We start from the raw sequence: 6,752 nt of genomic DNA on the forward strand, positions 1-6,752 counted from the left end.
GCACAAAGACTAAAGCGACATGTATCGCTTTAGACTTTGAGCTTTCAGCTTTAAGCTATATTACCAAGATGCTTTTTTAACACCTGGTATTTTACCGTCTAGTGCCATCTGGCGGAATGTTACCCTTGAAATACCAAAGGTACGCATATATCCACGAGGACGACCAGTTAATTTACAACGGTTGTGTAAACGTACTGGAGATGAGTTTTTAGGTAATTTATCTAAACCCTCGAAATCTCCTGCAGCTTTTAATACTGCACGTTTTTCAGCGTATCTAGCTACCAATTTTTGGCGCTTAACTTCGCGTGCTTTTACACCTTCTTTTGCCATTATTCTGCTGTTTTTTGATTTTTAAATGGTAATCCGAATTGTTTCAATAACTCAAGAGCCTCAACGTCAGATTTTGCCGAAGTTACGAAAGTTATATCCATACCTAAAATTTTATTGATTTTATCGATATTAATCTCAGGGAAGATGATTTGCTCAGTAACACCTAATGTATAGTTACCTTTTCCATCAAATCCTTTATCATTAATACCTTTGAAATCGCGGATACGAGGCAAAGCTACAGAGATCAAACGATCTAAGAACTCGTACATGTTGTTATCGCGTAATGTAACACGTACACCTACTGGCATACCTTTACGTAATTTAAAGTTAGAGATATCTTTCTTTGAATTAGCCGGAACCGCTTGTTGACCAGTAATGGTAGTCAACTCAACGATAGTGGTATCCATAATTTTCTTATCAGTAACAGAAAAACGACCAACACCCTGATTGATACAGATTTTTTCCAATTTAGGAACCTGCATTACAGTTTTGTACTGAAATTTTTCTTTTAGTGCATTTACAACTTCTTCTTTGTATTTGCTTTTTAATCTAGGTGTAGCCATTATTTAATCTCCTCTCCTGAAATTTTAGCAACTCTAACTAATTTACCATCTGCGTTAAGTTTACGACCTACGCGGGTAGCTTTACCAGATTTTGGATCAACCAACATCAAGTTAGAAATGTGAAGAGCAGCTTCTTTTTTAATAATACCACCGTTTGGATTAGCAGCATTTGGTTTAGTATGTTTAGATACTAAGTTAATGCCTTCCACAATGGCTCTGTTTTTATCTATAAGTACTGAAAGTACTTTTCCTTGTTGACCTTTTGAATCGCCAGCAATGACTTTAACTAAATCTCCTGTGCGGATTTTAAGTTTTGATGGTGTATTTACTTTGTTTCCCATTTTATAATACCTCCGGTGCTAATGATACAATTTTCATGAATTGTTTTTCACGTAGTTCTCTCGCAACCGGGCCAAAGATACGTGTACCTCTTGGCTCATCCTGTGCGTTCAATAATACAGCAGCATTATCGTCAAAACGGATATAAGAACCATCTTTACGACGGATTTCTTTTTTAGTTCTTACAACAACTGCTTTAGAAACTGTACCTTTTTTAATGTTACCAGAAGGTAACGCGCTTTTTACGGTAACAACTACTTTATCACCAATTGAAGCATAACGTTTGCCGGTTCCACCTAGCACGCGAATTACTAATACTTCTTTTGCGCCGCTGTTATCAGCAACGTTTAATCTCGATTCCTGTTGTACCATCTTATTTAGCTCTTTCTAAAATTTGTACCAATCTCCAGTTCTTGTTTTTACTCAAAGGACGAGTTTCCATAATTAATACTGTATCACCGATACCGCATTCGTTTTTCTCGTCGTGAGCCATAAATTTGGTAGTTTTCTTTACGAACTTACCATAAATCGGGTGTTTTACTTTACGTTCCACGCTCACTACAACAGATTTATCCATCTTGTTGCTTACCACTAACCCGGTTCTTGTTTTTCTTAATTGTCTTTCCATGTCGACTCTCAAATTATTTAGTTTCAGTAGCTGACTCAGTGTTTTTCACTTTAGTCAACTCAGTGTTTAAACGGGCTATGTCTTTCCTTACTTTTGCAATGCGTGAAGGATTTTCGATAGCTGAAATAGTGTGAGCGAACTTCAATTTTGATAAGTTCTCTTTTTCTTCCGCAATCTTAGCTACTAATTCTTCTTTTGAAAGCCCTGTGATTTCTGAATTTTTCATTTTTCTTTTTCTTTTACGTTGAGTGTAGCGGTTATAATAAACAAGTATTTACAACATTCACCTCAACACTTTACTATGCTTCTACGTAATCTCTACGTACTACGAATTTGGTTTGGATCGGTAATTTCTGAGCTGCTAAACGCAATGCTTCTTTAGCAACTTCTAAAGGCACACCTTCAGCTTCGAAAATTACACGTCCTGGTCTTACAACTGCTACCCAATACTCAGGAGCACCTTTACCTTTACCCATACGTACCTCAGCAGGTTTTTTAGTTACCGGTTTGTCCGGGAAGATCCTGATCCATACTTGGCCTTCACGTTTCATGAAACGAGTTACGGCAATACGGGCAGCCTCTATCTGACGACTTGTGATCCAAGTAGCTTCTAGAGATTTGATACCGAAAGATCCGAATGCTAACTCAGCTCCACGAGAAGCTAAACCCTTCATTCTGCCTTTTTGCATCTTCCTGAACTTCGTTCTTTTTGGCTGTAACATTTTATTTTGTTCTAATCGTTAAACGATGTTAATAAATCAATTATTTACGAGGACCTCTGTTAGCGCCTGCGCCACCACCTCTGTTTGCACCACCTTGGCCTGGACCACGACCACCGCCTTGGTTTCCACCACGTCTGTCGTTACCACCGCCACGGTTATCTCTTCCACCACCACGGTTATCTCTTCCACCAAAAGCTGGTTTATCTGATGCGCCTTTTGGACCGTTGTTTGTTGCACCAATGTTTGGAGACAAATCACGTTTTCCATAAACCTCACCTTTACAGATCCAAACTTTAACACCTATTTTACCATAAGTAGTTAAGGCTTCAGCTAAAGCGTAGTCGATATCAGCACGGAATGTATGCAAAGGCACTCTTCCTTCTTTGTACTGCTCAGTACGTGCCATCTCAGCACCACCTAAACGACCAGAAGTCATGATTTTGATACCTTCAGCACCCATACGCATGGTTGATGCGATAGAAGATTTCATTGCTCTACGGAATGAGATCCTTGCTTCTAATTGTTTTGCAACACCTTCTGCAACTAATTGTGCATCAAGCTCTGGGCGTTTAATTTCGAAGATGTTAATTTGAATTTCCTTTTTAGTTAATTTCTTTAACTCTTCTTTAATTTTATCAACCTCAGCACCTGCTTTACCGATTACGATACCTGGACGAGCTGTGTGGAYAGTTACCGTGATACGTTTTAACGTACGCTCGATTACTACTTTTGCAACACCGCCTTTAGCGATACGGGCAGAAAGGTATTTTCTTATTTTCTCATCTTCAACTAATTTATCGGAGTAGTTGTTGCCACCGAACCAGTTAGAATCCCATCCTTTGATGATACCTAACCTGTTACCTATTGGATTTGCTTTTTGTCCCATTTCCTAAAATTAGTTTTGAGTTGTTTCTGTACTTTTACTATCTACAATCAGCGTTACGTGGTTAGAACGTTTACGAATTCTATATCCACGGCCTTGAGGAGCTGGACGTAAGCGTTTCAACTGACGGCCACCATCAACCATAACTGTTTTTACAAAAAGTTGGTTTTCTTCAGGGCGAGCACCTTCATTTTTAGATTCCCAGTTTTTGATAGCAGATAATAATAATTTCTCAACTCTTATTGCTGCTTCTTTATTGGTAAACTTTAAAATGCTTAATGCTTTTTCTACACGTTCACCTCTGATAAGATCTACAACCAAACGCATCTTACGCGGTGAGGTTGGACAATTGTTTAATTTTGCTATTGCTTCCATTGTCTAATTATTTTTTCTTTTCAGCGTGTCCTCTGAATGTTCTGGTTGGAGCAAATTCTCCCAACTTGTGACCAACCATGTTTTCTGTTACGTACACAGGGATAAATTTATTTCCGTTGTGTACAGCAAATGTATGATTCACGAAATCTGGTGATATCATTGATCTGCGAGACCAAGTTTTGATTACAGACTTTTTGCCTGAATCATTCATAGAGTTTACTTTTTTCTCTACGTTATGGTCAATATAAGGTCCTTTTTTTATCGAACGAGCCATTATTTCTTCCTTCTCTCTATGATGTAACGATTAGAATATTTTTTAAGTTCTCTGGTTTTGAAGCCTTTAGCTAAAACACCATTTCTTGAACGTGGGTGACCACCTGATGATCTACCTTCACCACCACCCATTGGGTGATCGACAGGGTTCATCGCTACCGGTCTAGTTCTCGGACGACGGCCCAACCAACGTTTACGACCAGCTTTACCTAATACTTCGTTTGCATGATCTGAGTTAGATACAGCACCGATAGTAGCAAGACAAGTAGTCAAGATTAAACGGGTTTCGCCTGAAGGCATTTTTAAAGTAGCATATTTACCATCGCGGGCAGCTAATTGTGCGTAAGCACCTGCACTACGAGCTAATTGTGCTCCTTTTCCAGGATGGATCTCTACGTTGTGTACGATAGAACCTAATGGAATGTTCGATAATTTTAAAGTGTTACCTACTTCTGGTGCTGCTTTGTCGCCCGATAATAATACCGAACCAACTTGCAATCCTTCAGGAGCGATGATATAACGCTTCTCGCCATCTGCATAGTGTAATAATGCGATGCGGGCAGTACGGTTTGGATCGTATTCAACAGTAGCTACTGTTGCAGGAATATCGAATTTATCGCGTTTGAAGTCGATTAAACGATATGATTTTTTGTGACCACCGCCCATGTAGCGCATAGTCATTTTTCCTGTGTTGTTACGTCCACCAGACTTTTTTGATGATACAACCAATGATTTTTCGGGCTTGGTTGCTGTAATCTCCGTAAAACTAGCACCAACTCTGAAGCGGGTACCTGGAGTAACTGGTTTAAATTTTCTTAAGCCCATAGTTATAATGAATTATTAAATTAAAGGGTTGCGTAATAATCTATTGTTTCGCCGTCTTTTAACGTTACGATTGCTTTTTTGTATTTCGGGCTACGGCCAGATACAAAACCTGCTTTAGTGTAACGAGATTTAGCTTTTCCATCAACAACCATTGTGTTAACTGCAACGATGGTTACACCGTACAATTTCTCAATTGCTTGTTTAATCTGGATTTTGTTAGCCTTGTGGTTAACGCTAAATGTGAAACGGTTAGATTTCTCAGTTAAAGCTGAAGCTTTTTCGGTTAATATTGGTTTTTTTAAAATTTCCATATTATTTGGCAAACGCCTCCTCCAAAGTTTTAACAGAATCAGCAGTTAACACAAGTACACCAGCGTTTAATACATCATAAGTATTTAAATCTGCTGCCGAGATTACTTTAGTTTTCTGAATGTTTCTGCTTGATAAATAGATATTATTATTTTGCGCAGGTAAAACCAATAAAGTTTTTTGAGTACCTACGTTTAACGCAGCCAATAAACTTGTATAGTTTTTAGTTTTAGCTGTATCGAAGTTGAAATCTTCTAAAACTACCACGTTGTTATCTTTTGCTTTATAAGCTAAAGCAGATTTACGTGCTAATGATTTTAATTTCTTGTTCAATTTAAAGCTATAATCACGTGGCTGAGGACCGAAAACACGACCACCACCGTTAAATAACGGAGATTTAATGCTACCAGCACGGGCACCACCTGTACCTTTTTGTTTGTATAGTTTACGAGTTGAACCAGCAATCTCATTACGTTGTTTAGATTTGTGAGTACCTTGACGTTGGTTAGCCAAATACTGTTTTACATCTAAATAAATCGCGTGGTCGTTAGGCTCGATACCAAATACCGATTCAGGAAGTTGCACCTTGGCACCTGTTTCTTTACCTGAAATGTTTAATACTTTAACTTCCATCTGATTACTTGTCTAAGATTACGTAAGAACCTTTAGCTCCTGGAATGGAACCACTAACTACTAATAAGTTTTGCTCAGCATAAACTTTCAAAACTTGTAAGTTCTGAACTTTTACCCTGTCTCCACCTGTTCTTCCAGCCATGCGCATTCCTTTGAATACACGTGAAGGGAATGACGATGCTCCCAATGAACCTGGGGCACGTAAACGGTTATGCTGACCGTGAGTCTGCATACCAACACCGGCAAATCCGTGGCGTTTTACAACACCTTGAAAACCTTTACCTTTTGAGGTACCTACAACATCAACAAAATCGCCTTCTGCGAAAGAATCAACCGTTACTACATCACCTAAATTAAGTGAAGTTGTAAACGAATCAAATTCTACCAGCTTGCGTTTCGGAGTTGTGTTTGCTTTCGCGAAATGGCCTTTCAATGGTTGAGTTGTGTTTTTCTCTTTTTTCTCATCGTAACCCAACTGGATTGATGAATAACCATCTACTTCTTCGGTTTTTACCTGTGTAACTACACAAGGTCCAGCCTCGATTACCGTACAAGGAATGTTTCTTCCTTCGGCATCAAAGATACTGGTCATTCCTACTTTTTTTCCAATAATTCCTGACATTTTATCTTTTCTTTTTAACACCCATCGAAGCAGTAGGGCTTCGTTCAAGGTGGTTGTACATCCCCCGAAAGGGACGGCAAAGATAGGCAAGAAATATTAATTTTCAAATAGTTAGCCAAATATTTTTTCAAATAAATTGCTGATATGATGGGATTTAACTAAAAAAGAGATGTTAATGTGCCAAACCGCCATTTAAACTGATGGTTATAATGGCCAAAATGATAAATCCGATGAGTACATATAGGTAATC

The 6,752-nt window shown here is 38.5% G+C and carries 14 protein-coding genes; all 14 read right to left on the bottom strand.

Annotated elements, in window-relative coordinates:
- Positions 1-60 precede the first annotated feature (60 nt).
- The 14 genes from rpsN to rplC all read right to left on the bottom strand — a co-directional run bounded on the left by rpsN (position 61) and on the right by rplC (position 6,502).
- Entirely contained in the window at positions 61-330 is a 270-nt protein-coding gene (gene rpsN, locus AC1DPQ_RS13420) for a 30S ribosomal protein S14 (RefSeq protein ID WP_025145214.1), read from the bottom strand.
- Positions 330-896, bottom strand: coding sequence for a 50S ribosomal protein L5 (rplE, locus tag AC1DPQ_RS13425; RefSeq protein ID WP_086547740.1), 567 nt, complete (start codon positions 894-896; stop codon positions 330-332). Before rplE ends, rpsN begins: the two co-directional genes overlap by 1 nt.
- Positions 893-1,234 (bottom strand): 50S ribosomal protein L24, encoded by a 342-nt coding sequence (gene rplX / locus AC1DPQ_RS13430; RefSeq protein WP_029278653.1) that lies wholly within the window; start codon positions 1,232-1,234, stop codon positions 893-895. The genes rplE and rplX overlap by 4 nt, the downstream gene beginning before the upstream one ends.
- A gap of 1 nt (position 1,235) precedes the next feature.
- The gene (rplN, locus tag AC1DPQ_RS13435) at positions 1,236-1,604 is read right to left on the bottom strand and encodes a 50S ribosomal protein L14 (RefSeq protein WP_010599900.1); all 369 of its coding nucleotides are present in this window, start codon (positions 1,602-1,604) and stop codon (positions 1,236-1,238) included.
- A 1-nt stretch (position 1,605) separates the two neighbouring features.
- A complete protein-coding gene (gene rpsQ / locus AC1DPQ_RS13440; protein WP_010599901.1) occupies positions 1,606-1,860 on the bottom strand; it encodes a 30S ribosomal protein S17 in 255 nt (84 codons plus the stop codon).
- Positions 1,861-1,873: 13 nt separating this feature from the next.
- Positions 1,874-2,086, bottom strand: a complete 213-nt coding sequence (rpmC, locus tag AC1DPQ_RS13445) for a 50S ribosomal protein L29 (protein WP_025145217.1) — start codon at positions 2,084-2,086, stop codon at positions 1,874-1,876.
- Positions 2,087-2,159: 73 nt separating this feature from the next.
- A complete protein-coding gene (gene rplP / locus AC1DPQ_RS13450) occupies positions 2,160-2,582 on the bottom strand; it encodes a 50S ribosomal protein L16 (protein ID WP_010599903.1) in 423 nt (140 codons plus the stop codon).
- A gap of 40 nt (positions 2,583-2,622) precedes the next feature.
- On the bottom strand, positions 2,623-3,468 hold the full coding sequence (gene rpsC, locus AC1DPQ_RS13455) for a 30S ribosomal protein S3 (RefSeq protein ID WP_477609715.1): 846 nt from the start codon (positions 3,466-3,468) through the stop codon (positions 2,623-2,625).
- A 9-nt stretch (positions 3,469-3,477) separates the two neighbouring features.
- The gene (gene rplV / locus AC1DPQ_RS13460) at positions 3,478-3,840 is read right to left on the bottom strand and encodes a 50S ribosomal protein L22 (protein ID WP_029278650.1); all 363 of its coding nucleotides are present in this window, start codon (positions 3,838-3,840) and stop codon (positions 3,478-3,480) included.
- Between the two features lie 7 nt (positions 3,841-3,847).
- Positions 3,848-4,114: a 30S ribosomal protein S19 gene (rpsS, locus tag AC1DPQ_RS13465; protein ID WP_010599906.1), complete on the bottom strand. Its 267-nt coding sequence runs from the start codon at positions 4,112-4,114 to the stop codon at positions 3,848-3,850.
- On the bottom strand, positions 4,114-4,938 hold the full coding sequence (gene rplB, locus AC1DPQ_RS13470; RefSeq protein WP_057932151.1) for a 50S ribosomal protein L2: 825 nt from the start codon (positions 4,936-4,938) through the stop codon (positions 4,114-4,116). Before rplB ends, rpsS begins: the two co-directional genes overlap by 1 nt.
- Before the next feature lie 20 nt (positions 4,939-4,958).
- A complete protein-coding gene (gene rplW / locus AC1DPQ_RS13475) occupies positions 4,959-5,249 on the bottom strand; it encodes a 50S ribosomal protein L23 (protein ID WP_029278648.1) in 291 nt (96 codons plus the stop codon).
- A gap of 1 nt (position 5,250) precedes the next feature.
- Positions 5,251-5,880, bottom strand: a complete 630-nt coding sequence (rplD, locus tag AC1DPQ_RS13480) for a 50S ribosomal protein L4 (RefSeq protein ID WP_029278647.1) — start codon at positions 5,878-5,880, stop codon at positions 5,251-5,253.
- Positions 5,881-5,884: 4 nt separating this feature from the next.
- Entirely contained in the window at positions 5,885-6,502 is a 618-nt protein-coding gene (rplC, locus tag AC1DPQ_RS13485) for a 50S ribosomal protein L3 (protein ID WP_029278646.1), read from the bottom strand.
- Between the last annotated feature and the right edge of the window lie 250 nt (positions 6,503-6,752).

Source organism: Pedobacter sp. 01T416_2 (assembly GCF_056398925.1).

Bases quoted from the DNA above. Each gene is read 5' to 3' on its own strand.
- rpsN (WP_025145214.1), bottom strand. From the start codon at position 330: ATGGCAAAAGAAGGTGTAAAAGCACGCGAAGTTAAGCGCCAAAAATTG.
- rplX (WP_029278653.1), bottom strand. From the start codon at position 1,234: ATGGGAAACAAAGTAAATACACCATCAAAACTTAAAATCCGCACAGGA.
- rplN (WP_010599900.1), bottom strand. From the start codon at position 1,604: ATGGTACAACAGGAATCGAGATTAAACGTTGCTGATAACAGCGGCGCA.
- rpsQ (WP_010599901.1), bottom strand. From the start codon at position 1,860: ATGGAAAGACAATTAAGAAAAACAAGAACCGGGTTAGTGGTAAGCAAC.
- rpmC (WP_025145217.1), bottom strand. From the start codon at position 2,086: ATGAAAAATTCAGAAATCACAGGGCTTTCAAAAGAAGAATTAGTAGCT.
- rplP (WP_010599903.1), bottom strand. From the start codon at position 2,582: ATGTTACAGCCAAAAAGAACGAAGTTCAGGAAGATGCAAAAAGGCAGA.
- rplV (WP_029278650.1), bottom strand. From the start codon at position 3,840: ATGGAAGCAATAGCAAAATTAAACAATTGTCCAACCTCACCGCGTAAG.
- rpsS (WP_010599906.1), bottom strand. From the start codon at position 4,114: ATGGCTCGTTCGATAAAAAAAGGACCTTATATTGACCATAACGTAGAG.
- rplB (WP_057932151.1), bottom strand. From the start codon at position 4,938: ATGGGCTTAAGAAAATTTAAACCAGTTACTCCAGGTACCCGCTTCAGA.
- rplW (WP_029278648.1), bottom strand. From the start codon at position 5,249: ATGGAAATTTTAAAAAAACCAATATTAACCGAAAAAGCTTCAGCTTTA.
- rplD (WP_029278647.1), bottom strand. From the start codon at position 5,880: ATGGAAGTTAAAGTATTAAACATTTCAGGTAAAGAAACAGGTGCCAAG.
- rplC (WP_029278646.1), bottom strand. From the start codon at position 6,502: ATGTCAGGAATTATTGGAAAAAAAGTAGGAATGACCAGTATCTTTGAT.